Annotated in this window: 15 protein-coding genes and 1 pseudogene; 7 read left to right on the top strand and 9 right to left on the bottom strand. The window is 58.1% G+C overall.

Going from position 1 to position 26,066, the window contains the following annotated elements; all coding sequences use genetic code 11:
- Positions 1-15: 15 nt before the first annotated feature.
- The gene (locus SPL01S_RS02100) at positions 16-633 is read left to right on the top strand and encodes a pyridoxamine 5'-phosphate oxidase family protein (RefSeq protein ID WP_063197327.1); all 618 of its coding nucleotides are present in this window, start codon (positions 16-18) and stop codon (positions 631-633) included.
- Here the strand turns inward: SPL01S_RS02100 and SPL01S_RS02095 are convergent.
- Genes SPL01S_RS02095 through yegD form a run of 3 tightly spaced genes read right to left on the bottom strand, consistent with a single transcriptional unit; the run spans position 630 to position 3,096 of the window.
- The gene (locus tag SPL01S_RS02095) at positions 630-1,139 is read right to left on the bottom strand and encodes a P-loop nucleotide/nucleoside kinase family protein (protein WP_232245979.1); all 510 of its coding nucleotides are present in this window, start codon (positions 1,137-1,139) and stop codon (positions 630-632) included. The genes SPL01S_RS02100 and SPL01S_RS02095 overlap by 4 nt on opposite strands.
- Positions 1,133-1,696 carry a GNAT family N-acetyltransferase gene (locus SPL01S_RS02090; protein WP_062868251.1) on the bottom strand — a complete coding sequence of 188 codons (564 nt, stop codon included), beginning with the start codon at positions 1,694-1,696 and terminating at the stop codon, positions 1,133-1,135. The genes SPL01S_RS02095 and SPL01S_RS02090 overlap by 7 nt, the downstream gene beginning before the upstream one ends.
- Positions 1,697-1,743: 47 nt before the next feature.
- Complete coding sequence (gene yegD / locus SPL01S_RS02085) at positions 1,744-3,096, bottom strand: molecular chaperone (protein WP_063197323.1); 1,353 nt, start codon at positions 3,094-3,096, stop codon at positions 1,744-1,746.
- Positions 3,097-3,277: 181 nt separating this feature from the next.
- On the opposite strand from yegD, the gene alkA reads away from it, so the two are divergent.
- A complete protein-coding gene (gene alkA, locus SPL01S_RS02080) occupies positions 3,278-4,774 on the top strand; it encodes a DNA-3-methyladenine glycosylase 2 (RefSeq protein WP_063197321.1) in 1,497 nt (498 codons plus the stop codon).
- 2 nt (positions 4,775-4,776) lie between these two features.
- Here alkA and SPL01S_RS02075 read toward each other — a convergent pair whose 3' ends face one another.
- From SPL01S_RS02075 to ppk1, 6 genes are all read right to left on the bottom strand, one after another.
- Positions 4,777-5,127, bottom strand: a complete 351-nt coding sequence (locus SPL01S_RS02075) for a DNA-binding protein (protein ID WP_004951938.1) — start codon at positions 5,125-5,127, stop codon at positions 4,777-4,779.
- 216 nt (positions 5,128-5,343) lie between these two features.
- A complete protein-coding gene (locus SPL01S_RS02070) occupies positions 5,344-8,682 on the bottom strand; it encodes a diguanylate cyclase (RefSeq protein WP_063197319.1) in 3,339 nt (1,112 codons plus the stop codon).
- A gap of 162 nt (positions 8,683-8,844) precedes the next feature.
- Positions 8,845-10,278, bottom strand: coding sequence for a magnesium transporter (mgtE, locus tag SPL01S_RS02065; protein WP_063197317.1), 1,434 nt, complete (start codon positions 10,276-10,278; stop codon positions 8,845-8,847).
- 200 nt (positions 10,279-10,478) lie between these two features.
- Positions 10,479-10,658, bottom strand: a complete 180-nt coding sequence (locus tag SPL01S_RS02060; RefSeq protein ID WP_062868246.1) for a YfgG family protein — start codon at positions 10,656-10,658, stop codon at positions 10,479-10,481.
- Positions 10,659-10,848: 190 nt separating this feature from the next.
- Positions 10,849-12,399, bottom strand: coding sequence for an exopolyphosphatase (gene ppx, locus SPL01S_RS02055; RefSeq protein WP_063197315.1), 1,551 nt, complete (start codon positions 12,397-12,399; stop codon positions 10,849-10,851).
- 10 nt (positions 12,400-12,409) lie between these two features.
- Positions 12,410-14,473: a polyphosphate kinase 1 gene (gene ppk1, locus SPL01S_RS02050; protein WP_062868244.1), complete on the bottom strand. Its 2,064-nt coding sequence runs from the start codon at positions 14,471-14,473 to the stop codon at positions 12,410-12,412.
- 491 nt (positions 14,474-14,964) lie between these two features.
- On the opposite strand from ppk1, the gene SPL01S_RS02045 reads away from it, so the two are divergent.
- The 5 genes and pseudogenes from SPL01S_RS02045 to SPL01S_RS02025 all read left to right on the top strand — a co-directional run.
- Entirely contained in the window at positions 14,965-17,139 is a 2,175-nt protein-coding gene (locus SPL01S_RS02045; protein WP_063197313.1) for an ABC transporter permease subunit, read from the top strand.
- The gene (pstA, locus tag SPL01S_RS02040) at positions 17,136-18,788 is read left to right on the top strand and encodes a phosphate ABC transporter permease PstA (RefSeq protein ID WP_063197311.1); all 1,653 of its coding nucleotides are present in this window, start codon (positions 17,136-17,138) and stop codon (positions 18,786-18,788) included. The genes SPL01S_RS02045 and pstA overlap by 4 nt, the downstream gene beginning before the upstream one ends.
- 28 nt (positions 18,789-18,816) lie before the next feature.
- Positions 18,817-19,630 (top strand): annotated as a pseudogene (gene pstB / locus SPL01S_RS02035) (phosphate ABC transporter ATP-binding protein PstB).
- 226 nt (positions 19,631-19,856) lie between these two features.
- Positions 19,857-21,536 (top strand): ShlB/FhaC/HecB family hemolysin secretion/activation protein, encoded by a 1,680-nt coding sequence (locus tag SPL01S_RS02030; RefSeq protein WP_063197309.1) that lies wholly within the window; start codon positions 19,857-19,859, stop codon positions 21,534-21,536.
- A gap of 63 nt (positions 21,537-21,599) precedes the next feature.
- Positions 21,600-26,066: two-partner secretion domain-containing protein (locus tag SPL01S_RS02025; RefSeq protein WP_063197307.1), on the top strand; the 4,467-nt coding region annotated here is incomplete at its 3' end.

Here is a 26,066-nt window from a genome sequence, read left to right as displayed (position 1 = left end):
ATTCAGGGAGCAGCAATGCAAAGCGATATTATCAACGATCTTGCCGCGTTGGAGCAGCTGTACGGCAAGCCCGCCGCGCCGTCGATATTTAAAGAAGTCAGTTACATTCATCCGGTCTACCGCCCCTTTATCGAAGCTGCGCCCTTTGCCGCGCTGTCCACCGTTGGCCCGGACGGGATGGACGTCTCCCCACGCGGCGATCCGCCCGGTTTTATTCATATCGAAGACGAGAAAACCCTGCTGCTGCCGGACCGGCGCGGCAACAACCGCATCGACAGCCTGCGCAATATCCTGCACGACAACCGGGTGGCGCTGCTGTTGCTGATCCCCGGTATCGGCGAAACGCTGCGGATTAACGGCCGTGCGGAGATTGTTGTGGCGCAAGAGGTGCTGCAGCGCTTCGCCCACCGCAATATGCTGCCGCGTTCGGTGCTGCGCATTCATGTAGAGGCGGTGTTTTTCCAGTGCAGCCGGGCGATATTGCGCTCAGGGCTGTGGGACGAAGCCAGCCACCTTGAGCGTTCGGCACTGCCCAGCACCGGCAAGATTCTGGCCGAGGTGAGTAAAACGCAGTTTGACGGCGACGAGTACGACAGCGCACTGCCGCAGCGGCTGCGGGATACGCTGTATTAGCGCGGCGTGGCGCTTAACAACGCCAGCAGCCGGGCGAGGCAGCTTTCCACCGGCAGGCCGGCGGTATCGATGCGGGCCACAGGCGTGGCCCAGGGCGTATAGTCATGATCGATAACGCTCTGCCAACCGGGGAGTTTCAGCCCGGCGATATCCCCGCCGCGGGTTTCCACCCGGCGGCGGTGTTCGGCTCTGTCGGAACAGTAGACTTCAATATCAAAGCAAGCGGTGCCGGCGCGTTGCGCCACGCCATGCCAAGCGGCCCGCGTCACTGGCAGCGGGTTGACCGAGTCGGCAATCACCCGGTGGCCCAAACGCAGGTTGTCTTCGGCCACGCCATAAGCGGCAAAGTAACCGGCCGGCCCAATGTCGCCCGCTAGCATGCCGCTGTTGCGGATCGCCTGTTCAAGAGTGTCTATGCGCAGATGAATAGCCGGTAGCCTGGCCGCCAGCGCTCGCGCCAGTGTGGTTTTACCGCTGCCCGGCAGCCCGGAAAAAACAATCAGCATTGCTGTGCCCGCCATTGTTGCTGTCCCAGCCGATACACTACATGGTTTTGCAGCGGATGGCCCTGCGGCAAGCGCGGGTGCAGGAAGCTTTCGCCGTTGAACGCCATGCCAATACGCGCCATTACCCGACGCGAAGGTTGGTTGACGGTAGCGGTAAAGGACACCACTTCATCCAGTTGCAGCGAATTAAAGGCGGTAGCCAGTACCGCCCTGGCCGCTTCGCTGGCGTAGCCGTTGCCCCAATGGGGGGCCGCCAACCGCCAGCCGATTTCCACGCAGGGGGAGCAGGGCAGATCGTCCGCCCGCCTCGCCAGCCCGACAAAGCCGATAAAAGGCGCGCCGCCTTTCACTTCCAGTGCCCAAAAGCCCCAGCCGTGCAGGCGCATGAACCGGCGGATGTTGTCGGCCTGCGCGTCGCTTTGATCGGCTGTCATCACTGAAGGGAAATAACGCATGACTTGCGGATCGGCGTTGAGGGCGGCAAAGGCCGGCAGGTCTTCGTCGCGCCAGGCGCGCAACCGCAGCCGAGCGCTTTCAGGGGAGAGTATTTCAGACATCACTGGCCTCCAATGACCGGGGCGCGGCAGGCCGCGCCCACGGGCAATTAACGGAACAGCGTTTGCGCCCAGCGCGCCAGCCCGGCGGTGACCGAGCCGAAATCGTTGCCGCCGACAATAGGAATGCCAGGCAGCTGTTGTTGCAGCGCGGCGCGCAGCAGCGGTGAGCGTGCGCTGCCGCCGGTGAGATAAATCACCTCCGGCGCGGTCTGGCTGCTGGCCAGCGCGGCACTGACCTGTTCTTGAATGCGCAACAGCGGCTGAGAGATAGCGTCGGCCAACTGATCCTGGCTGATGGTTTCCGCCAGTTCCGCTTGGACGAACGCCAGCGGTGCGTGGGTGGTTTGCTGTGCGGACAGGGCGATTTTACTCTCCTCCGCCGCGCGCACCAAACGGTAGCTTAACCGTTGTTGGTGTACTTTCAGCAGGCGCTTGACCTTTTCCGGATCGGCGGCATCGCGGATCAGATCCCGCAGCATACGGCCGTTGGTGGCGCTGTAGAAATCGATCTGCGCCGGCACGTCGTTGGTGGCTACCGCGTTCCAGTAAGGCAGCGCAGGCAGGGCGATGCCCTTTTCGGTTTCGCCGCCCATGCCGAACAGCGGCATCAACTGTTTGAACGCCAGCATGATGTCCAGATCGTTACCGCCGACGCGGCAACCGCTGTGCCCCAGCAGGCTCTGCTGGCGATCGGCGCGATCGCGCCATTGCGGCCCCATCAACAACACCGAACAGTCGGTGGTGCCGCCGCCGATGTCCACCACCAGCACGGTTTTCTCTTCGTTCAGCGTGGCTTCGAAGTCCAGACCTGCCGCTACCGGCTCGAACTGGAATTCAATATCCTTAAACCCGGCGCGTTCGGCGGCGCGCTGCAAAATGCCCTGCGCCTGCCGGTTAGCGTCTTCACCGCCGATGCCCTGGAAGTTGATCGGGCGGCCAATGACTGCCTGGCTGATGCTGCTCTGCAGCACGTTTTCCGCCTGGCGCTTGATGTGGAACATCATGGCGCACACCAGGTCTTCGAACAGCGCGATCTGCTGCGGCTTCAGGCCGTTGGCGCCGAGGAAGGATTTCGGCGAGCGGACAAAATAGACTTCTTCCGGATCTTCAACGTACTGCGCCAGTGCCTGCAGGCCAAACTGTACGCTGTCGTTGCCGACCGGAATGTCTTCTTCGCGGTTGTAGTTGATGGCCCTGCGCAGCAACTGTTGGTTCTCTTCGCTGCCGGTCGGCACCTGCCAATGGCGGTGCAGGCATTCGCTCACCGCTTCGCGCGTCGGTGCGCACAGCATCGACGGCAGGTAAGGTTCGTTGTTTTCCAGCGTCAGCAGCTCGGGGCCGTTATCTCGCATCACTGCGACGGAACAGTTGGCCGTTCCGTAGTCAAATCCAATAAACATGTCTTTTCTCTACTCCCCATGCCAATGAAGGGGGGCGACTTTACCCGAGTCCCGGCCCCTGGGCAACGTATGCGCGCTTAACTGACGAAAAATTTAGCGGGGCGGGCGGCGCTATGCTTAACTTAGGCTTCCTGTCTTAATGTCCGAATCCCGCACGTCAGCGCGCCAGCCGAGTCGCATAATGAACAAAAAACTGACCCCGAGCGTTGCCATGAAAAACCAGCAACAGGCCCTGTATGACGCACTGAGTGCGCGCGATCGAAAATTTGACGGCCGCTTTTTCGTCGGCGTTTCGTCGACCGGTATCTATTGCCGACCGGTGTGCAGCGCCCGCACGCCGAAAATCGAAAACTGCACTTTTTATCCCAGTGCGGCGGCGGCGGAACTGGCGGGGTTTCGCCCCTGCCTGAAGTGCCGGCCGGAGCTGGCGCCGGGATTGGCGCTGATCGATCTCGGCAATCGTTATGCGCAGGTGGCGGTGCAACTGATTGAGCAGGGCTATTTGTCCGAACACAGCTGCGAGCAATTGGCGGCGCGGCTGGGGATTTCCGATCGCCACCTGCGGCGCATCTTTGCCGATCAGTTTGGCGCATCGCCGATTGATTACGCCCAGTCACATAGGCTGTTGCAGGCCAAGCGGCTGCTGGCGGATACCGATTTGCCGTTGAGCGAGGTGGCGTTTGCCGCCGGTTTCGGCAGCCTGCGGCGGTTTAATGAATTGTTCAAGGCGCGCTACCGGCTGATCCCCTCCGCGCTGCGCAGCAACGGTAGCCGCAATGAGCGCACCGTCGCCAGTGGGTTGGTGTTTCATCTGGCTTATCGCCCGCCGTATGACTGGCCGCGCATGCTGGGCTTTTTACAGACGCGCGCGGTGAGTGGCGTGGAAAAAGTGCAGGATAAACAGTATTTGCGGTCGATCGCCGTCACTCTGGGCGGGGTGGAGTACCGTGGTTGGGTCAGCGTGCTGCCGGAAGAGGCGCGTAACCGGGTGCGGGTAGAAGTTGCGCCTTCGCTGAGCCGGGTGACCACCGAGGTGCTGCGGCGTATCCGCCAGCTATTCGATTTGGACGCTGCCCCGGATCTTATCGCCAATGCGTTAGGGACATTAGCCGCCGATGCGCCGGGCCTGCGGCTGCCCGGCTGCGTCAACAGCTTCGAGCAGGCGACCCGCGCGGTGCTGGGGCAACTGGTCAGCGTGAAGATGGCGGCCACCTTTGCCGGGCGTATGGCCGAACGCTGGGGCACCGCGCTGGAACAGCCTTACGACGGCATTACCCATGTGTTTCCCAGTGCTGAACGGGTGGCTCAATTGCAGCCCGAAGATTTGCGCCCGCTGGGGGTGCAGCTCAAACGCGCGGCGGCGCTGATCGCCATTGCACAGGCGGTCACCGAAGGGCGATTGCAGTTAGATAACGTGCTGGATATAGAGCAGGGGATCAAGGCGCTGACCGCGCTGCCGGGTATCGGCAGTTGGACGGCGAGCTACATCGCCATGCGAGCCTGGTCATGGCCGGATGTATTTTTAACGGGGGATTATCTGATCAAACAGCGTTTCCCCGGCATGACGCCGCGCCAGATTGAGCGCTATGCCGAACGCTGGCGGCCGTGGCGTTCCTACGCCACGCTGCATTTGTGGCATAACGACGGCTGGGCACCGCTGACAGAGGCTGCCGGGTAGGGTTACTCTTTTGTGGCGATAAGCGCCAGCAGGCTGCTGATGCCTTCGCGCATCAGAAAGCTCAGCAGCTTTTCGCGTTCGCTTTGTGTCAGGTGGTAGTAATACTCAATCCACACGGCCAGCGGCGGCTGGCGTTCCACCTGGTAGGCAGCCGGCTCCTCTTGCAGCATCAGCAAGCTGCGCGCGCCGATGGGCAGGCTGTCGATATGGTATTCCACGGCCTTGCCCTGTATGCCTTCTCGGCGGCGGCTGATCCAGCCTTCGCGCCGGGCTTTCAAATTGATTCCCTGTGGTGAGGTGGGTAATCCTGCAATGCCTGTAAGCTCCCTGGCGGCGAACCACTCATTTTTCATAGCCATAATCCCTGGGCAATCGTACGCAAAGACGGTGTTCTAAACGGCCTGACTGGCGTTTTTGATCGCCGTCCGGCGATGTCATGTTATTCAAACGATTAATCTTTACCCATTAGTTATACCATTAACTCAAGCTTGGCTAAGCAAAAAAAGATCGGCAGGGGGCGTGCGGCCGATGATAAGGCCGCAGTCTGAAAGACAGGGGAAAGGCTAGGGTTAGCGGATGCCGAAATAACCGCTGCTGAGCAGCTCCGACAGCGGCAGTTCCAGCGCCACGGTGTCGCCGTCGGCCAGATCGACGCCGATGGCCTGCAGCGTATTGAGCGTGATCTGCTGGTGCGCCGGGCCGGCCAGCGTCTGGGCGTGTACCCGGTGAGCCGCACTGTTGAGCATAGACACCATCAGCTCGTCCATCTGATTGCAATGCACGTTGGTGATAAAGCGTTCGTCGATGCGGATATAGTCAATCTTCTGGCCTTGCAACTCGTCGAAGGCATTGAGGTTGTGGCCAAAACCGTTGACGATCAGCTTGCAACCCCGTTGTTGCAGCTGATGGATAAAGGGTCTGCAGATGGCCGCATGTTCGAGTAGCGCGGTGTCATCGACCATCAACAGCAGGGCTTCAGGTTGCAATGGGGAAGCGTCGAAAGTTGTCAGCAGGTCGCGCTGGAATTGCGCATCGAGCAGGCTGTCGGTCGCCAGCGGCAGCGCCACTGACAGCCCCTTGCGGCTAATGTCGACGGCGTTCTGCGTCAAAATTTGCCCGATGATCCAACGATCCAGATCCGGCTGCAGGTTATAAATCTGTACGGCGGCGATAAACTCGTCGCGGGTCAACGTCCGCTCGTCCAGCGCCATGATCTGCAATTTCAGCTGATAAAAACAGACCGCCTGCGGCGTTTTAGGCGGTGCCACGGCCGTGACGTTCAGCACCAACAGCCCCTCGGCGATGATGTTTGTCACTTCCCGCCGCGTCAGCAGTTGATGCTGGCGTTCCTGCATCATTTTCTGGCGTGCTTCGTAGAGATAAGCCTGGCCGCGGCCACGATGCTTGGCGGTATAACAGGCGATATCCGCCTGCGCCAGCAGTTCGCCGCTCTTGCCGCCGGCGGCATCGATGCGGGTGATGCCCGCGCTGGCACCGACGTGATAAATCTTCCCTTCCCAAAAAAACGGGTATTGGCTGATGTGGTTAATCAGTTGCTGCGTAAGCGATTTGGCCTGTTCCCGCGAGCAGTCGAACAGGATCAATCCAAACTCGTCGCCGCCGAGCCGAGCCAGGCAGTCGCTGTTGCGCAGATGGTGCAGCATCAACTGAGCGATATCTTTTAACAGCGCGTCGCCGGCGGCATGGCCGGCACTGTCATTGACCGCCTTGAAGCGGTCGAGATCGAGAAATACCAGCGCATGCTGCTGATTTTCACTGGCTCCGGCGAGGGTGGATTTCAGGCGTTTCTCAAAATTGGTGCGGTTTGGCAAGCCGGTCAGTGCATCGTGCGAGGCGCTGTAACTCAGTTTTTTCATCAGTTCGCGGGAGGCGGTGACGTCTTGTAATACCATCACCGCACCCATCACTTCGCCGTCCACCGTTTTCAGCGGCGATACCGACTGCTGAATGTCGAAATGGCGCCCGTCGCGGCTGTGCAGCACCAGGGCATAATCCGCCGAAAGCAGCCGGTTTTCCTGCAGGCAGCACTGGATCGGGTTTTCCACTTCTTCGCCGTCTTTGCCGTTGGTCAGGCGCACCACGCCGGCGATAGGCATGCCGATCGCCAGGCTCATCGACCAGCCGCACATTTGTTCGGCCACCGGGTTCATAAAGGTGATACGCATTTCGTCGTCGGTGGAGATTACGCCTTCGCCAATGGCGTCGAGCGTAATGTGCAGGCGCTCTTTTTCTTCGTGCAGCGCTCCGGTGAGGTTTCTGACCTCCGTCATGTCGATGTTGGTGCCGAGCATGCGCAAGGGGCGGCCCTGTTCGTCCAGAATGACGTTGCCCTGGCCACGAATGTGGCGCACTTTCCCCTGGCGGGTGAGCAACCGGAATTCCAGAATGAACGGCCGTGGGTGTTCCAGCAAAGAGGCGATCTCAAGGTCGGTGCGTTCGCGGTCCTCCGGCAACAGCAGCGTGCGCCACAGCGACAGCGTCGGTGTCTGGTCCGGGCTGAGGTCATAAAGCTCATACATGCGTTTGTCCCAGGTGAGGACTTCGTCATGCATCATCCATTCCCAAACGCCGACGCCGCCTACCTGATTGGCCAGCGTGATGCGTTCTACCAACCGGTGGTTTTCCGCTGCGGTGTGCTTCAGTTCACTGATGTCTTCCACCTGAGAAATAAAATACAGCGGCAGGCCTTCGGGATCGCGAACCAGCGATACCGCCAGCAGCGCCCAGACGTGTTCGCCGTCGCTGCGAATATAGCGTTTCTCCAGGGTATAGCTGCTGATATGGCCGTCGAGCAGATCGCGCACCTGGGACATATCGGCGTCCAGATCGTCCGGGTGGGTGATTTCCTGGAACGTCAGCCGTTGCAGCGCCTCTGGCGTGTAACCCAGCAGTTTGCACAGCGCCTGGTTGACCTGCAACCATTTCCCCTGCGGTGAAACCAACGCCATGCCGATGGCGGAATACTCCAGCGCATTGCGAAAACGGGTTTCGCTTTCGACGATATGCCGTTTTTCCTCGCGGAAGGCGTGCATCACCATTGCCATCGAATGCGCCGGGATCAAAATCAGCAAAATCGGCAGGTAAATATCGATGTCGCTGAGGGGAGTTGCGGGCGGATGGACTTGCAACAACCCGAATGTAATCATCACTGTGACCATCAGCGTGGTGCAAAAACAGATGATGAAGGTTTCCAGCCGCAGCAGTGCGATCGCCGCCCACAACAGCGGCAGAATAACGAAGGTGAATGGGAAGGGCAGGTGGCTCAGCGCCAGATAGCTGAAGGCCAGTGTCACCATCAGCGTCAGCAACAGCGAAAACAGGTTAAGCGTTTCCAGCATGCGGCGACGATACACCAGCCCGATTGGCGTTAGCGACAACACGCCAATCGCCTCTGAAATAAACCAGGTGCTGAACAGGTGCCAGAATGTTTGTCCGGGCGCAGGTGCCCACCAGGCTGCCAGCAGGGCGCTGAACAAGGGGGTGAATATCACCGCGCAGACCACGAATTTCCCCCAACTGGCCAGGCCGTTCAGCGGATCCTCCGCCAACAGCAGGCGGCGCAACAGCAACGTGCTGACCACGGCTTCCAGCAGGTTGATCAGCGCCAGCTTGACCGGCAGCCAGCTGTAGCCGAACAGGATGATGCTGGCGGCGACGATGGCCAGCCAGAATGCCAACAGCGGCAACCCCCACAGCTTCGTCGGTTGCCGGTACAGTGCCACGATAATGGCGGCGGTCGGGAACCACAGCGACGTAAAATGGCTGGACTTGCTGGAGAGTGCGAGGCTCAGCAGCGCCAGAACAAATACCGCCAGCGTCGCCAGCAGCGTCTGTCTCAGCCAGGTGCCTTTACGCGTGGTGACGTGAGTGGGTGCACTAATATCCATAGATAACCTTATCGCGGCATCTGTCAGTGAACGAGGTCATGACGCGGATAGAATGAGACGATTTATTGGCAAAGGGTAGTACAGCTCGGTAATAAAACCTACCGAATCATACGGCTTTAGTGAGCTAACGCAAAAGCCGGCGCGGGCGCCGGCGATAAAGGGTCAAAGCAGGAACAGCGTTGCCAGGCCAAGGAAGATAAAGAAGCCGCCGGTGTCGGTCAGCGCGGTGATCAAGACGCTGGAGCCGACTGCCGGATCGCGCCCCATTTTGATCATGGTCATCGGGATCACCACGCCCATCAGTGCCGCCACCAACAGGTTGAGGATCATCGCCAGCGTCATCACGCCGCCCATCGCCCAGTCCCCGTACAGCAGCCAGGTGACTGCCCCCATGATGCCGCCCCAGACCACGCCGTTGATAATCGCCACCCCCAGCTCTCTCAACATCAGGCGGGAGATATTACCGACTTCGATCTGGTGCAGCGCCAGCGCGCGGACGATCATGGTGATGGTCTGGTTGCCGGTGTTGCCGCCGATACCGGCGACGATCGGCATCAACGCCGCCAGCGCCACCAACTGCGAAATGGTGTGTTCAAACATGCCGATGACGCGCGAGGCGATAAACGCGGTGCACAGATTGATAGCCAGCCACGCCCAGCGAGTTTTTACCGCTTTCATGACCGGAGCAAACACGTCCTCATCCGGGCTCAGGCCCCCCATGCGGCGCAGGGTGGTGTCGCTTTCTTCGTTGACCACGTCAACGATCTCTTCAATGGTCAGGCGGCCCATCAGCTTGCCCTTGGCGTCGACCACCGGGGCGCTGATCAGGTCATAACGTTCGAACGCGCTGGCCGCCGCCTCGGCTCTGTCTTCCGGCAAGAAACGGGTGGGATCGCTGTCCATCACGTCCTGCACCGGGGTTTCCGGGTCGTTCAGCAGCACGGCGGTCAGCGGCAACTCGCCCAGCAGGGTATTCTTGCGATCGGTGACAAAGAGTTTGTCGGTAGCCGCCGGGATGGTTTTACGCAAACGCAGGAAACGGTGTACCGCTCCGAGCGTGACGTCCGGACGCACCGTGACCAGTTCAAAATCCATCATCCAGCCTACGGTGTCTTTACCGTAGTGGATCATCTCGCGTACCTGCGCGCGCTGATCCGGCTCGAGCGAGGTCAACAGGCGGCCCATCAGGTTACGCGGCAGATACTGCGCCAGATAGGCCTGCTCATCGACGTCCAGCGTTTTGATCGCCTTGAGCAGGTCTTTATCGCTCATCTCTTCGATCAGGCTGTCCCACACCGGTTCGGCCACTTCCACCAACGTCTGGCCGCGCTTACTGTTGCCTACCAACCGCCACAGCGCCAGGCGTTCGTCCTGCGGCAGCGCTTCCAGCAGATCCGCCAGGTCAGCGGCGTGCATATCGTCCAGCAGACCGGTGATTTCGGCGGTCTGGTTCAGCAATTCGGTTTTGCTGAGCGCATTTTCATCCCCCGGCCGACCAAGAATGCCATCGACCAGGTCTTTATTGTTTAACAGCAGTGAAAGAATGCGCTGGCGATATTCAGCGACTTTTTTAACGTTATGCGTTGCGACTGACATGGTATTCCTTACTGGCACTCAGTAGTCCTCACAGACAATCTCTACCCAAGATAGAACATAGTGAATGCAGGCGTCATTTTTATGAAATGGATGCAGGCGCTGAGGAATAAGTAAGGGGCCTGGCATACCCAACAGGCGTTGGCCGGCGGCAGGCTGCTTAACTATTCGGTTGCCCTGAGTGCTGATGGCATCTTGTCGTTTCAGGGGGAGCCGTCCTGGTTTTCTTGGCGGATCTCCGTGGTGTTCTGAACGGGAGCGAGCTTTTTTTCCTGATGATGGGGCACCGCAACCACGGCGGCATACAGCAGGCGGCCGACTAAAATGATAAAGCTGATCAACAGCACTATCTTTGTCATCTGTCCGGTGGTTTTTTTACGCATATATCACCCGGCATGCCGGTTTCCTGTGCTATCTGGTGTTGGAAATTGTAACCGGAATTCCAGGAGGGGATGACAAAAGTTGTCTATTTATTTCCGGCGTAAGCCGTAGGGCATTTCATCGTCGTTCAGGATAGGGATTCAGCCGCTTCGGCGTTTAACGCGCCCCCACCTCAGGGTGGGGGCGTCGGACTCAGGCTGAGCGTTTCTCGTCCTGCGAGCCTTCTTCTTCAATCATCAGTTTCCAGCCCACTACGTCGTTCCAGTAGGCTTGCTCACGTTCGAAATCCAGCTGTACCAGGTTATTTTGCGCCAGATAGCCGGCCGGGAAGCGCAACGTCCAGTGGTTATCGTCGGTGCTAAGACGCAACGTCTCCGGCGTGGTGGTCGACTGGCGCTGGTTATTGAGCAGGGTGCTCAGGCGCAGCAACTGGATCAGCGGCAGATAATACTTTTTCTTGAACAGGTTCAGGCGCGGCAGTTCTTCGAGCTTGATGCCCTTGCGGTGGAAACGCACCAGCGCCGCCAGCAGCAATTGCTGTTCCTGATGGAAACCCGGCAGGTTGGTGTTCTGCAGAATATAGGCTGAGTGACGGTGCATACCGCTGTGGTTGATGCTCAACCCCACTTCATGCAACATCGCGGCCCACTTCAACAGCGCTTCCAACTGCGGATTCGCCAGCTTGGGGTTTTGCGCCGTCCACTGTGCATACAGCAGCTCGGTGGTTTCGAGCACGCGCTTGGCCTGTTCACGGTCAATATTGTAGTGATCGGCCAGGCTTTTGGCGGTGCGGCTACGGATATCCTGATGGCGGAAACGGCCTTCCATTTCGTACAGCACGCCTTCGCGCAGCGCGCCGTCGGAAAGGCGCAGATCGCGGATCGCCAGCGCATCGAACACGCCGCACAAGATCGCCAGACCCGGCACAAACACCGACTGACGGTCTTCGGATAATCCCGGCAGGCTCAGCGCGCTGAAGTTTTTAAACTGCAGCACCTGTTCCGCCAGCATCTCCAGCCGCTCCAGGGTGATCAGGCCGTCTTTTTCGCCCATCTCCACCAGCACTTCATGTGCGGCCTTGATGGTGCCGGACGCGCCAAGCGCATACTGCCAGCCCTGAATGCGGTATTGCCAGGCCAGGGTTTCGAGCTTCTGCGCCGCCGCCAGGCGTGCGCGCTTGAAGTTGTTCTTGCTGATTTCGCCGCCTGGGAAAAACTGTTGGGCGAAGCTGACGCAGCCCATGCGGCGGCTTTCCGCCAGCAGCGGCTCAAAGTCTTCGCCAATCACCAACTCGGTGGAGCCGCCGCCGATGTCGATCACCAGCTTGCGGCCTTTTTCCGGCTGCGTGTGTTCCACGCCCATAAAGATCAGGCGCGCTTCTTCCTGCCCGGCGATGATTTCAATCGGATAGGGGATCACCTTGGCCGCGCGTTTGAGGAACACTTCCGCGTTAATCGCCTGGCGCAAAGTATGGGTGCCGACGATGGTGACGTTATCCGCCGGAAAGCCTTGCAGCCGTTCGGCGAACAGCGCCAGGCAGGCAAGGCCGCGTTCTATTGCCTCTTCACTGAGCACATTGTTGCTGTCCAATCCATCGGCGAGGTGGACCCGCTGTTTTAAACGGCCCAACACTTGTAAGGCGCCGTTGACGACGCGGGCAATCACCATGTGGAAGCTGTTCGACCCAAGGTCGATGGCAGCGATTTCCTGCGGTTTGTTCGTTGCAGTGCTTTTTAGCGGCATAGTGGCTGGCCTACTGTCCTGGTTGTTCCAGAGCTTTTAAATACTCATAAATGGCAACCTGAGCGCGCACTTTACGGCGGTTGCCGCGCGGTACGTACTGGTTGCTCAGTTCTTTATCGAGGTAGCGTGCCTTGACCGTGTCGCTGAACAGGATTTCCAGAATATCCAGAACCCGTTGTTTCAGCGTTGGATCCAACAGCGAGACCGCCACTTCTATACGGTAATCTATGTTACGGGTCATCCAGTCCGCAGAGGACAGATAGACCAGTTTGTCACCTTTGTTGTCGAAAACGTAAACCCGATCGTGTTCCAGATAGCGGTCGACGATGCTGATTATCTGAATATTGTCACTGATCCCCGGCAGGTTGGGAATCAAAGAACACATACCCCGGACCAACAGGCGGATTTTTACGCCGGCGCCGGAGGCGGTATATAACCGATCTACCAGCCCTTTATCCACCAGATTGTTGATTTTCAGCATAATGCCGGCCGAGTGCCCGGCCTGGGCGTTGGCGATTTCCTGATCGATCAATTCGTACAGCTTCAGGCGCGAGTTCTGCGGCGACACCATCAGATTGTCGAAGGTCACCGGCCGGTACGGGTTCTCGATAAAGTTGAACACCCGACGCACTTCATTGGTGATACGCGAGTCGGCGGTCAGCAGTGAATAGTCGGTGTAAATACGCGCGGTTTTCTCGTTAAAGTTACCGGTACCGATATGAGCATAGCGCACAATATCGTCGCCTTCACGGCGCGAGATCAGGAACAGTTTGGCGTGAATTTTCAGCCCTGGCGCAGAGAAGATAACGTGCACGCCGGCTTCGGTCAGGCGTTTGGCCCAGTGAATATTGGCCTCTTCATCAAAGCGCGCCTGCAGTTCTACCACCACCGTGACCTTTTTGCCGTTGTGCGCGGCGTGGATCATCGACTCGATAATGCGCGAGTCTTTCGCCACGCGGTAAATATTGATTTTGATCGCCAGCACGCTCGGGTCGAACGACGCCTGGCGCACCAGCTCCAGCACGTGCTCGAAGGTATGGTATGGGTAGTAGAGCAGCACGTCCTGTTCGCGGATGGCGTCAAAGCCGTTGCGGAATTTATCGAACCAGATGTGGCGCAGGCGCGGCAGCGGTTTATTGACCAGGTTGGCCTTACCGACGTTCGGGAAGCTGATAAAGTCTTTAAAGTTATGGTAGCGGCCGCCGGCGATCACCGAATCATAGTTGGAGATGCCAAGCTTGCCGCGCAGCAGTTCCACCATTTCGTTCGGCATGTCGCGCTGATAAACGAAACGCACCGGTTCGGCGGTGAGGCGTTGTTTCAGGCTGGAGGACATCAGTTCCAGCAGGCTGGATTCCATTTCTGTCACCAGGTCATATTCGGCGTCGCGCGTCATTTTCATCGAATAGGCGTTGAGCGCATCGTAATCGAAGAAGCCCTTGAAGATATCGTCCAGGCAGTAACGCAGAATGTTGTCCAGCAGGATCATCGGTTTGCGGCGGCGTGGCGCTTCCGGCGGCAGGTTGACGAAGCGCGGTACCTTATCGGACGGGATCTCCAGCAGCGCATATTCGATACGCGTGCCGCGGATAATCTCTACCGCCAGATAGGTGTAATCGTCTTTCAGGAACTGCACCAGATTGGTGTCGTGGTTGATCAGGATCGGGGTGATGTGTTGGCGCAGATGCTGCTTGAAGTATTGGCGCAGCCAGGACTGCTGGTTCTCCGACACCTGACGTTCGTTGATCAAGAAGATCTGGTTGCGTGCCATTTCCAGCAGCAGATCGTTATACAGGCTGTCGAATTCCTGATCGGTTTTTAATACCTTGGCCTGGATCTTCTTCAGCAAATGACGTGAAGCGCCGCCGGATCCTTGCTCTTCGCTGATCAGGATGCGTCGTTTGAGATCGGCAAAGCGGACCTTATAGAATTCGTCGAGGTTATTGGAGTAAATGCCCAGAAAACGCATGCGCTCAATCAGGGGATTGCTCTTATCTGCGGCTTCCTGCAACACGCGTTCATTAAAGGATAACCAGCTTAATTCTTTTTCGATGTAGAGCTTTTCCTGACCCATTGCCACTCCAGTTCAATTTTAGAAAAGGACCCGGGGCGCCCCCCCAAAGCCCGTACTCTGCGTTGTCGGGCTTGAACGTAGCCCGGCTATGTCCTGCACCCATCAACCTTGATGATGGGCTTTTGAGTCCGCAACGGCACCGGGACACAGCCTATTGTCCTTCATCATTATTGCGAGAGATTGACAGGAAAGTCCAACATATCCATTGCGTTGGCACGGGGCATTTTGCGGTATAAAAAATATTTTTGCGGCGGTGAAGCCGCTGGTCAATATTGTTCGCTATAAAATCTCGAATATGAACCCTTGTTATTTGCTATATGACCGGTATTTTCATCATTTTTCAGAAATATACTTGGCATACAGTGGGTTTTATTAGTTGAATAATCCAATTAATAGGTGGGGAACTTTGTCATGCAAACGTCACAAAACTGACATAAGATGCCCGGTTATTCTATGGCGCAAGCCTGATTACATCAGCGACAGCGAGAGACATGGCACAGACTACGGTAAACCAACATCCCCGGGATCGCCTGCGCGCGCGCATCGACCGGAGCGTGCAGGCGGCGGTGACCGTCAGCGGGCTGCTGGTGCTGATGACGCTCATGCTGATCTTCGTTTACCTGCTGTTTGCGGTGCTGCCGCTGTTCAAACCGGCGGCGATGGGCAAGGCGCAGCCGCTGGCGATCGCCGCTTCTGCACCGGCGCTGGCGTTGGGCATGGATGTGCAGCAACGCATCGGTTATCGCATTGATGCGCAGGGCGCGGGCCAGTTTTACCGTTTGACGCCGCAAGAGGGCGCGAAGGCCGGCGAACTGCTGGCGCAGCAACCGCTGCTGGCCAAGCCGACGTTGCTCGCCCAGGCTGCGGGCGAACGCGACCTGTTTGCTTTGGCGCAGGCCGATGGCCGGTTTATTGTCGCCAGCGCGGACTTCGCCGCAGCGGGATCGGCGGTGCCGCAGTGGGCGTTTCCACTCGGGCAACGGCCACAGGCGCTGGATCAACGGGGCCGGCCGTTGACGCTGCTGACGCTGGCCGAGGCGCGGCGCGGCCAGTACTTGCTGGCCGGCGTCACCGACGATAACCGGTTGGTGTTTGGCCGTTTCGGTAACGAGCATCCGCCGCAGTTGAGCGCAAGCGCGCTGGACCGTGCGCCGCAGCAGATCGTACTGACCCCGGACGGGCGCCAGCTGTACCTTTTGACGGGTAACCGCCTGGCGCGTTACCAGATTAACGACACGCAGCTGCAACTGAAAGAAACCCGTACCCTCGGGGAACATTCTCCTTATCAGCTGACGGCGTTGCCCGGTGGCAGTGCGCTGTTGATCGAAGCGGCTGACGGCAGCGTGCGCGAATGGTTCGACGTGGAAAAGAACCAGCGCTGGCAACTGACGCCGGTGCAGCATTTCGAACACAGTGCCGAACCGCAAGATTTGCTGGTGGCCGAGCCTTATCGCCGGGTATTCGCTACCCTGCGACCCGATGGCGGTTTCTCGCTGTTCTCGAGCATTCAGCCGCAGCCGTTGCTCAACGGCAGGCTGAGCAGCGGCGTTCAGCAGATGGCGTTCGCCCCGAGCGGCGACGGCCTGCTGCTGGAAACGGCGCAGGGCTGGCAGCACTATGCGATTGATAACCCTTACCCTGACGTGACCTGGCGTTCGCTGTGGCACAAGGTGTGGTATGAGAATTACCCTGAGCCGGCCTACGTGTGGCAATCGACCTCCGGTGAGGACAGCTATCAGGCCAAATTCAGCCTGATACCGGTGATTTTTGGCACCTTCAAGGCGGCGGGTTACGCGATGCTGTTCGCTATTCCGCTGGCGCTGGCGGGGGCGATTTACACCGCTTATTTCATGTCGCCCGGGCTGCGACGGGTGATCAAACCGGCTATCGAGGTGATGGGCGCGTTGCCGACGGTGGTTATCGGGCTGGTGGCCGGCATCTGGCTGGCCCCGGTGATTGAACATTATTTGCTGGCGGTGCTGTCGCTGCCGGTGCTGCTGGCGGTAGCGGTGTTGGCCTGTGGCGCAGTGGTGAACCGATTTGCGCCGCGGCGGTTACCGCCAGGTTTCGATCTGCTGATCCTGCTGCCTTTGATGCTGCTGGTCGTCTGGCTGACGTTCAGCGTTGGGCCGTGGCTGGAAGTGAAGCTGTTCGGGGAACCGCTGCATTTCTGGCTGGGCGATGATTATGACCAGCGCAACGCGCTGGTGGTCGGCGTGGCGATGGGGTTTGCGCTGGTGCCGATTATTTTCTCACTGGCGGAAGACGCCTTGTTCAGCGTGCCGGCCACGCTCAGCCAGGGCTCACTGGCGTTGGGGGCGACCCAGTGGCAAACCGTGATGCGCGTGGTGCTGCCTTCGGCCAGCGCCGGTATTTTCTCGGCGCTGATGATAGGGTTTGGCCGGGCGGTGGGCGAGACCATGATTGTGTTGATGGCCACCGGCAATACGCCGATTATCGACGGCAGCCTGTTCCAGGGCCTGCGTGCGCTGGCGGCCAATATCGCGATAGAAATGCCCGAAGCGGTAGCCGGCAGCAGCCATTACCGGGTGCTGTTCCTTACCGCGCTGGTGCTGTTTATTTTCACTTTCGTGTTCAATACGCTGGCGGAGGCGGTTCGTCTGCGTCTGCGTAAACGCTATACCCTGAATCAGGAGGCGCCATGAAGCACTGGGTGAAAAGCGGTTCGCCGTGGATTTGGCTGACCGCCGGTTCGGTGACCGTCAGCCTGCTGGCGTTGCTCGGTATCATGCTGCTGCTGGCCGGGCAGGGGATGCGCTATTTCTGGCCCAGCCCGGTTTACCAGTTTGAGTTGAATCAGAGCGCGGCCGGCCCGGTGATGATGATCGGCGAGCTGTACCAGCAGCAAAACATTCCCCGCCGCCAGTTGCAGGAGTCCGGCGTTGCGCTGCCGCCGGGGAATGCGCAGAACTTTGAACGCTATCTGATCAAAGTCGGCAACCGCGAGAGCGAAGGGCAGGATTTCCGCACGCTGCTGGCCAGCGATATTCTGCGGCAGAGCACGCCGCGCGATCTGCTGGTGCTGGAGCGCAACAGCAACGGCACCGCTTATGGCTATTTGGCGGGGATGCTGGAAGACGGCCAGCCTTTGACCGGGCGCAATATCAACCAGGCGCTGCAGCAGCGTTTGCCGCAGATTGCCGCGCTTTCGCGGCAGGCGCACGACATTCAATTTCGCGATATGGCGCGCATCAACCAAAGGTTCGATGCGCTGCGCCTGCGCGAGAAGAGCCTGCAGCGCGATGACAAGCTCGACGCTCGTTCGCAGGCTTCCATCAGGGCTGAAAGGCTGGAGTTGCAACGCCGGTATCGGCAGTTGTCTGACCGGCTGGAAGGGCTGAACCGCGATCGCCAGCGCGATGCGCTGTTGCTGCGTGACATGCACGGGCAGGTTCATACCATTGCGCTCAGCCAGGTGCGCGATGCCTGGTATCCCAATGCAATGAACACCACCCAGAAGCTGGTGCACTGGGCCGAGCAGGTGAAGAAATTCCTCAGCGACAGCCCGCGTGAGGCCAATACCGAAGGCGGCGTGTTCCCGGCGATTTTCGGCACCGTGCTGATGGTGATCCTGATGTCGATAGTGGTGATGCCGTTTGGCGTGATCGCCGCCGTTTACCTGCACGAGTATGCCGGCAATAATTTGCTTACGCGGTTGATCCGCATTGCGGTGGTCAATCTGGCCGGCGTGCCGTCGATTGTTTATGGCGTGTTTGGCCTGGGGTTCTTCGTTTATATGATTGGCGGTACCCTCGATCAGCTGTTTTACCCGGAGTCGCTGCCCAACCCGACCTTCGGTACGCCTGGCGTGCTGTGGGCGGCGTTGACGCTGGCGTTGCTGACGCTGCCGGTGGTGATCGTCGCTACCGAGGAGGGGCTGTCGCGCATTCCCGCCACGCTGCGCCAGGGATCCTTGGCATTAGGCGCCAGCCGTGCGGAAACCCTGTGGCGTATCGTTCTGCCGATGGCCGCACCGGCGATGATGACCGGCCTGATCCTGGCGGTGGCGCGCGCCGCCGGGGAAACGGCGCCGCTGATGCTAGTGGGCGTGGTGAAATCCGTGCCGGTGCTGCCGGTGGACGATATTTTCCCGTATCTGCATCTGGAGCGGAAGTTTATGCATCTGAGCTTCCAGATTTACGATATGGCCTTCCAGAGCCCGAGCGTGGAAGCCGCACGGCCGCTGGTGTTCGCCACGGCGTTTCTGCTGGTGACGATTGTGGTGGGGTTGAATCTGGCGGCGATGGGCATCCGCCATTCGCTGAGGGAGCGGTACAGAGCATGGTCGCAGTAACAATGACGTTATTTCTGGGGAGTGCGTAATGGGTTTGATGACGCCAGGCAGTTTGCCCCGGCTGGATGTCCAGCATCTTGATGATGAACATACCGCGCTGGCGGTGAATGGCCTCAACCTTGTTTTATGGCGAGAAACAGGTACTGCACAATATTTCGCTGCGTATTCCCAAGCACCGCGTTACGGCGCTGATCGGCCCTTCCGGCTGCGGTAAATCGACGTTGCTGCGCTGTTTTAACCGCATGAACGATTTGGTGGATAACTGCCGGATCGAAGGTGAGCTGCAACTCAACGGGCAGGGCATTTCCGGTACGCAGATCGACGTGGCAGCGCTGCGGCGGCGGGTCGGTATGGTGTTCCAGCGCCCTAATCCGTTCCCAAAGTCGATTTATGAAAACGTGGTCTATGGCCTGCGGCTACAGGGCGTGCGCGACCGGCGGATCCTGGACGAGGCGGTAGAGCGTTCGCTGCGCGCCGCAGCGCTGTGGCATGAGGTCAAGGATCGGTTGCGCGAGAATGCGTTCCGCCTTTCCAGCGGCCAGCAGCAGAGGTTGGTGATTGCGCGGGCGATAGCCATTGAGCCGGAAGTATTGTTGCTCGATGAACCGACCTCGGCGCTGGATCCAATCTCCACCCTGACCATCGAAGAGCTGATCTCCGCGCTGAAACAGCAGTACAGCGTGGTGCTGGTTACCCACAACATGCAGCAGGCGGCGCGGGTGTCCGATTACACGGCGTTTATTCACCAAGGGCAACTTGTGGAATACAACGCGACCGACGATATCTTTACTTCACCGCGTCAGCGCCGCACCGAGGATTATATTACCGGGCGTTACGGTTAAGGATTGTTGGGCGCAGCATGCTGCGCCCCGTTCCACTGGAGCTCATTAGCTTCAATGCCCTTTAGTTCATTGCCCCACTCGTCCTCCCGCTCCTTCACGGGTATCCCCTGAACTTTCGCTATTTTCCGCACTTTGAATAAAAACAATTCTCATTCGTATGGACGAGAAGGGATAAATGTTTATAATTCGCCAATCTATGTAAATTATCGTAAATGGATGTTTTTAAATGTGTGCATGGAAGCTATGCATCTGGGCTTTGGCGTTTATGGCCAGTGTCGGGCGTTTTCATTGCGTTCAGGCCGCGGAAATTGCCAGCCCGGTCGACCGCGACAGCATTACCCAACAGCAAAAAACGTTGCTGGAACAGGCGCAGCAGCAGCGTGAAGCACTGCAAAACAATGTCGCGTTGCCTGCATTACCACTGCCTGTGGCGAGTGCCGGCGAGGAAACCTGCCACAACGTACAACGCATTGTATTTCAGGGGGCGGAGCATCTCTCCTGGTCGGTGAAAGAAAAACTGGCAAATCCCTACCAGGGTCGTTGCCTGACGTTGAACCACATCAATCGCTTGGTGCGAGAAACCACCAATGCCTATCTGCAACGCGGCTATATCACCTCGCAGGCCTTCCTGCAGGATCAGGATATTGCTGGCGGTACGTTGATCATCAGCGCCAATGAAGGACGGGTGGAATCCATTACGCTTGATGGAGAAAACACGCTGGCGTTACGTATGGCGTTCCCCGGCAGGGTCGATGAGGTATTGAACCTGCGGGATATTGAACAGGGGATGGAACAGCTCAATCGGTTGCCTTCGCAGCAAGTGAGCATCGATATCCAGCCTGGAGCGCATTCTGGTTATTCAAACGTGGTATTGCGGCGCAGTTCCGCGCGTTTGCCCGTTGCACTTTCTTTTGGTGCAGACAACAGCGGCCAGAAAAGTACGGGCACCGGGCAGATGAATGCCGGCATAACGTTGGATAATCCGTTGCGCCTTGCCGAACAGTGGTCATTTTCTGCGGCACGTAACAGCGATTTCAGCCATAGCCATCGCAGCCGCAGCCTCAACGGCGGTGTGACCTTGCCCTACGGTTACTGGCTATTCAGCTATCAATATGCCTGGAATGATTTTTTCCAGAACGTGCCGTTCAATGGCGACGCTTACCGCTATAAGGGAAATAGTCAAACCCAGCGTTTGGGTGCCAACCGCACGCTGTTGCGGGACGGTTCGCGCAAGTTTTCTGTCGACATAGGGCTGACGCGCAGGCGTACAGAGAACCAACTGGCGGGCGAACGTCTGGCTATCAGCAGCCCGACGCTCAGCGTATTTAGCCTCGGCGGGAATTATAGCGCGGTCGCCGGGCGCGGCTATCTGACGCTGAACCCGACGGTAAGCCACGGCCTACGTATGTTGGGTGCCACCACGGATGACCCGGAGCATACCAATGCGCCGCGCAGCGAGTTTCGCAAACTCAGCCTCAGCGCCAGTTACTTCTATCCTCTGACTCCCTCTTTGTACTACCTGACATCAGCCTACGGGCAAACTACGCCGGATAACCTGTACTCCAGCGAGCGCGTCTCCGTTGGCGGGCAGTATTCGGTTCGCGGCTTCAAGGAGCAATACCTGACCGGCAATCGCGGTGGGTACTGGCGTAACGAGCTCAACTGGCAATGGATGACGCAGCCGGGGCTGGGGGACCTCTCTTTGATTGGCGCGTTGGATACCGGCTGGGTGCAGGGGCGCGCCGGGCAAATCGACGGTGGAAACGTCAGTGGCATGGCGCTGGGCGCTTCGCTGAATGGGCGATGGTTCAATCAGTCGTTCACCGTCGGTAAACCCCTGAAGCACCCTGGCAGCTTGCAACCGGATCATTGGGTGGCCTACTGGCAAGCCGCCTTCACGTTATAACGTCAGCACAGGGTAAGACGCCCGCAGATGTCTAAAACCAACATCATTTCAAAGGAGTGAATAATGGATAAGCTCAACCACCCGTTACTCCGGAGTATCAGCTATTTGCTGATTTATCTGACGGCGCTGCAGCCATTGCACCCCGCCTTTGCCGCGGGTATCAACGCCGCCAACGGCAACACTCAGGTGGTCATCAAACCGGGTAACGTACCGGTGGTGAATATCGCCACGCCGAACGGTGCGGGCATTTCTCATAACACCTATAAGGATTTCAACGTCGGGGCTCCGGGTGCTGTGCTGAACAATGCGACACAGGGCGGAAAAACGCAGCTAGGTGTCGATATTATCAACGGCAACCCTAACCTCAAGGGTAAACCGGCCGATTTGATCATCAACGAAGTCACCGGCGGCAGCCGTTCCGAACTGCAGGGCAAGCTTGAGGTGTTCGGCAACAAGGCCAACGTGATGATCGCCAACCCCAATGGTATCAGCTGCGACGGTTGTGGTTTTATCAACGCTCCCGGCGTCACCCTGACTACCGGTAAACCGCAGTTCGACAAGCAGGGCGCGCTGGAAGCGCTGGAGGTGAAAAAGGGTGGCGTCACCATCGGCGGCAAAGGGCTGGACGGCAACAGCGCCGACTACGTCGACATCATCAGCCGCGCTACCGAACTGAATGGCAAGATCAACGCCAATAATCTGTCGCTGACCCTGGGGGCTAACCGCGTCAGTTTCAAAGACGGCACCATCAAGCCTATCGCCGGCGAAGGCGCTAAACCTGTGCTCGCGGTGGACACCAAAGCATTGGGCGGTATGTATGCCAATAAGATCCGTCTCGTGGCCAATGAGGATGGGGTCGGGGTGAATCTGAAAGATCTCACCAGCAAACAACGAGATGTCACGTTGAGCGTAAATGGCAAAATCTCGCTTAATGGTACAACGCACAGCAAAACAGACCTCAATGTCAGCGCTAAAGAGTTGCATGTCACGCCGGGAGCTATCGTGCAGGCCGACGGCAACGCCACGTTGGCGGCTACCAGACTGGTAAACGACGGGCAAACCAGCACCAGCGGCGATATGCGCATTTTCAGCGATCATGTCCGCAATGCGGGAGAAAACGCCAAGCTTCACGCTAACAAAAATATGTGGATCCAGAAGGATGCGCAGGGCAATAAGGCGAATAGCGTTGAGAACCGTTCGGCGAAGATACTGACCAACAGCGGTGATTTGGTTATTCGTACCAATAAACTCGATAACGTGCGCCAACAGTTTACCATTTCCTCGACCAACGCACCGAAAGACAACAAGGATATTGATCGTTGGCTGGCTGACGGTGTTTATCAGGACCAATTCGACTACCGATTCTTTGACTATCTGGCTGAGCTCGAAGACAAAAGTTTCACATGGCTGGGGCATATCGATTTCAAAAAAACACCCTGGGTTAACAGTGAGCACGCGCGTTTTACCGTGGTAAGGGACAGCAAACCGGCTGAGATCATTTCAGGTAAGAGCGCCTATATCAATGTGTCGGAGCTTTGGAACCACGTCAGTACAATAAAGGCGAGCAAAGACCTGATTTTAACTGGCAATAATCTGAGCGTCCGTAGTGAAACCCTTGGCAACCTGAATGATTACGCCTTGTTCGAACAGAAAACACCCAATCAGAACGTCGTACTGGGACATAAATGGCAGGATGCGAAAACGACGACGCCGGAATACATCCTCTACGTCAGGAAAGGCACGCAGAAAAGTTGGGCGGCGGAAGGGTACTCTGTATCCCTGTTGCAGGCCGGTGGCAACCTGGTGGCGGATTTCAAAAACCGGATAGACATCCAAACGCCAACGCCCAACGAAAATCAGCTCAATGACGTCAAAACGACCGGCCGCCCCGAAACCGTCAAAGGGCAGAATGTACTCCTGCATGCGGCCAACATCGTCAGCACCGACGCCATTAACGCCAGCGGCAATCTCACAGCCATTGCCGAAGACCGCATCGTGCTGGGGCAGGGCATTCTGTCCGCAGGTAAAGCGCTGGATTTGAGTGCCGGCAACACCATAGATGCCTGGCAAAGCGAACTGAAAGGGCAGGACGTCACGCTGACCGCCCGCACCGGTGAAATCAAGATCCACACCAGTGAAAAGCCCAACTATTACCACCCGGACGGCGTTCGCTGGCTGGGCAGTCTACAGGCATCACGTGACCTGACGTTGACGGCGGGCAGTACCATTACCCTACTCAATACGTTACTGGCGTCACAGAGCCGCAATATCAGCATGACGGCCCCAGGCAGCATCTCCATCATTAAGAATGACGCCATTCTGACGCGCAATCGTCCTGGCGAAGACCTGCCGGCGGACAAGCGACTGCAATACTTCAACGGCCTGCTTCAGGTCGGTGCGATGAAGGCCACCGGTTCGGTCTCGCTCAACAGTGGCGGCTATCTGGCGTTGCGCGGCGCCAACATCCATGCCGGCAAGGACGTGACGCTGCTGGCCGGGCACAATGCCGACCTCAACTACCGCGCGCTGGACGGCAATTATGGCCATCCCTTTGTTTCCTCTCGCACCCCGGAGCTGGGCAGCCGGATACACGCCGGTGGCAACCTGCTCATTAACACGGCCCGTGACCTGGGCACTCAGGGTGGCTCGTTGTCCGCCAACGGCAACATCACGTTGTTGGCCGGGCAAAACCTGTGGCTGTCCAACGTGGCCTATTCCGCCATCGATGCCGCCAACGACAACAACAAGGATGACCGTCATGCGGTAACGACCATCAATGCTGGAAAAAACCTGACGGCGGCGGCCAACAACCAGTTGCTGACCTACGGCGCCAAACTGAGCTCCGGCGGTAACATGACCCTGACCTCGGGCGGAGACATGCGTTTCGAGGCAGTGCAAAATCATACCTACCGCGAGGGCAACAAGGAATTTACCGAAACACGAACCCAGCAGGGCACAGAGCTAACTGCCGGGGGCCTGATGACGATCATTTCTAATGGCAGCATTTTGTTCCAGGCAACCAAACTGGTGGTTAAGGGGTTGGGTGCCAACTGGAAGCCGCCGGTCGCGGTGACTGACTGGGGCCAGCGCATTGCGGTAGCTGAGCAGCAGATTCAGAATGCGCAACTGCAGATTAACCAGGCACAGCAGGACAAAAAGAATGCTGAGCTTGCTGTTGCTCAACGCGTATCCGCTGTTCAGCAAGCAGAAGCCGCCGTTAGAGAAGCAGAAAACGGGCGCGACGAGTTTATTAGCAATAATCCACCTCACGAGTATGGAAACGGTTGGTCAGCGGAGGTGGGGAGTTGGAAAAAATTTGTTACACAGCGCGAGAATGAGCTTGCTACGGCGAAAAATAGCCTCGCAACGGCCCAAAATGACGTCATTCTGGCTACCCAGCGTATCAATCAGGGTAACAACGGTAAAAACGAAGCGCAAAATCGCCTGACGGCTGCGCGTCAAGAGGCGCAACTCAAGGAGCCGGATGAGGCTCGTCAGAGGGCTGAGGTCAACGCGTATAACCAGGCCGAAGCCATGCGCGCCGGCAATATGGACATAGCGGCCAAGGGAGGTTATCTCTATGCCCAAGCGATGGAAGAGTCCAGCCATTACGAGAAAAAGGAAACCAAGCGTAAATGGTGGGGCAAGAAAACCGAAGTTAAGCAGACTCGCCATGATGTAGCCAATAAGGTCACCGAGTTTACTGCCGCCGGCAACATCAACCTAATGAGCCGCGACGACAGCACCTATGAAGCCAGTAAAATCGCCGCCGGGCAGAACGCTCGATTAACCAGCACATATGGGCAGGTCAACTTCCGTGCCGTAAAAAATACCTCCTTCGAGCAAACGATCAGCAACTCGAAAGGTTTCTTCATCAAGCAATCCAATAAAGGCTATGAAGACAACAAGTGGGTGCTGCCGAGCATTCATACTGGCGGTACGCTGACCGTCGATGCGGCAAAAGGGGTTAGCGCCGACGTTAAAGTGAAAAACGGCCAGGCGCTGCAAAGCGCGATAGATGCACTGGGTAATACGCCGGGCACCACCTGGGTAAAAGACCTCAACAAACGCAACGACGTGCAGTGGAACACCGTCAAGGACGCCTACGACAGCTGGGACTACAAGAGCCAACATCTGAACCCGGCGGTGGCGGCGGTGATTGCCATTGCGGCGGCGGCAGTGACCGCCGGCAGTTCGCTCACGGCGCTAGCTGCCAGCAATGTTGCCGGGGCCATTGGTGGTGGTGCAGTGACCAGTGGTGCGGTGACGGCCGGGATGTCGTCGCTTGCCTCCCAAGCGGCAGTGGCATTGGTGGAAAATCAGGGCAACCTATCGAAAACCCTGAAAGTGCTGGGCAGTAACGAAAGCGTCAAGGCGACCGCGACCGCCATGGCGATTGGCGGGGCGCTCAACGGCTTTGACAGTGCGATGGGTTGGAGCAAGGACGCGGCGGGCAAACCGCTCAACCCGAAAAACGTCAAGTTGCCGCAATTGAGCAATGGTGACTGGAGCAAGGTGGCTCAGCGGGTA

This window comes from Serratia plymuthica NBRC 102599, from assembly GCF_001590925.1.
Classification (GTDB): Bacteria; Pseudomonadota; Gammaproteobacteria; order Enterobacterales; family Enterobacteriaceae; genus Serratia; species Serratia plymuthica.
This window is presented reverse-complemented; position numbering and strand designations above follow the sequence as displayed.